Annotated in this window: 2 protein-coding genes; both read right to left on the bottom strand. The window is 30.0% G+C overall.

Annotated elements, in window-relative coordinates; translation table 11 throughout:
- Window positions 1–307: 307 nt before the first annotated feature.
- The gene (locus Q0138_RS01730; RefSeq protein WP_297980074.1) at window positions 308–658 is read right to left on the bottom strand and encodes a DUF2149 domain-containing protein; all 351 of its coding nucleotides are present in this window, start codon (window positions 656–658) and stop codon (window positions 308–310) included.
- A 148-nt stretch (window positions 659–806) separates the two neighbouring features.
- Complete coding sequence (locus tag Q0138_RS01725; protein ID WP_297980071.1) at window positions 807–1,547, bottom strand: MotA/TolQ/ExbB proton channel family protein; 741 nt, start codon at window positions 1,545–1,547, stop codon at window positions 807–809.
- Between the last annotated feature and the right edge of the window lie 151 nt (window positions 1,548–1,698).

Here is a 1,698-nt window from a genome sequence, read left to right as displayed (position 1 = left end):
CTCAGCATAAGTTTTTCAACTTTACAGTCTATTTGATGTGCGGAGTTTCCCTAGTTTAAAAAAACCAGCAGCTGTCTTCGGCTTACCATTACTAATCTTATTTTATAATTCATAATATAAATAAATTAAAGAAAATCAAATTTCTAAAATTTTAATGCATTAACTAGTAAAACAATTAAGGAAAAAAAGAACAAACAAAAAAATCAAATAAAAAATAAAAAATAACCAATATAAAAACTAAAAAAAGAACAAAAAAACAAAGAAAATAAAAAAATAACCAATTAAAAACTAAAAAAAATAAAAATGATTAAGAAGAAGTATTCTGAACCATAATCATTTTTCCCGTAGATGGATCCTTATAAACCTTACCCATCTCAGTATAACCTTGTCCAGTCTGATTGCTTGTATCAGGAGTTTCATTTAATTGCTGTCCTTCCTGAATCTCAACCATTTCCTGATTCATAGCATCCATAACAGCTTCCCTATCCTCTTGAGACATGTCCTGATTAAATAATACACTTTGCATATTCCATGCAAGAACAAGGAAAACAAGCAATCCCACAGCAATAACCAACATGGCATCTACAAGATTGGCAGTTCCTGCCATAGGATCCTCTTCCTCACTTTCAAAACGTCCCTTTCCTTGACGACGAGCCATAAAATCACCTAATTAATAATTAATCTTAATAATTATCTTTAATAATTAACCTAATAATTAACTTAAAAATTTACTTAATCTTAAAATTAAACTTAAAATCTTAAAATTAAATTAAATAATTATTTTAATAATCACAATCACCTAGTGATTACTTAAGTCTGGCGTCCCTTTTGTCAATATTGTCTAATATTGCATCCATCAAGGCGTCCAGGTTAGCAAGATATTGACCAGACCACCTACGTCTCAATTTGGAAGAGAAATATGCAGCAGCACCTGCACCAATACCAATAACAGTTGTATTGAATGCAATGGTAATCGCACCTGCAAGGGTTGTTACATCACCTGTTCCAAGAGCTGCAAGTCCAGGACCCATAGGAATCAATGTACCCATCAAACCAAGGGTAGGTCCTAAACGGGTAACAATATCTGTCTTGTTAAGATTTTTAGCAATCTTATCCTCTTCACCATCAATCAAACGACGAGCCAAGGTTTCCCTTGATTTTTTACCAAGATGTTCACTATCTGCAAGTTCACATAAAAGAGCCTTTTGAGACTTTTGAATATCTGCATTATTGACTATATTTTTAATATCCTCGGCAGACTCTGCATCATAAATCAAATAAATTAAATCTTTGATTAAGGAAACCGGTACTTTCTTACGAGAAAGGTATTCTGATAATAGCTTACCTAAAGTTACTACAGCGAAGATTAAAAATACTAATAAAAGTATCACCACAGGTATCTGTAATGCCTGAGTGATAACAGTTAATGAGTTATCAAGTATTCCAATACCTGTACCATTAGTTGTTGAGAAGTATGAAAACAAACCGTTTGAACTCTGATACATTGCCTCATCAGCAAATATTATAGCATTTCCAACATTTAACATTTTATCACCTGAAAATGGAAATAAGACTTAATAATTAATTAAAATGATTAAGAGTCAAATAATCAATTAAAATTAAAATTAAAATTAAAATTAAAATTAAAATTAAAATTAAAAATTAAAATTAAAATTAAAAATTAATTAAAAATTAAAA

This window comes from uncultured Methanobrevibacter sp. (genome assembly GCF_937906425.1).
Taxonomy (GTDB): Archaea; Methanobacteriota; Methanobacteria; order Methanobacteriales; family Methanobacteriaceae; genus Methanobrevibacter.
The sequence above is the reverse complement of the archived record's forward strand: the minus strand, read 5'-3'. Positions and strand labels throughout refer to the sequence as shown.

Bases quoted from the DNA above. Each gene is read 5' to 3' on its own strand.
- Q0138_RS01730 (WP_297980074.1), bottom strand. From the start codon at position 658: ATGGCTCGTCGTCAAGGAAAGGGACGTTTTGAAAGTGAGGAAGAGGAT.
- Q0138_RS01725 (WP_297980071.1), bottom strand. From the start codon at position 1,547: ATGTTAAATGTTGGAAATGCTATAATATTTGCTGATGAGGCAATGTAT.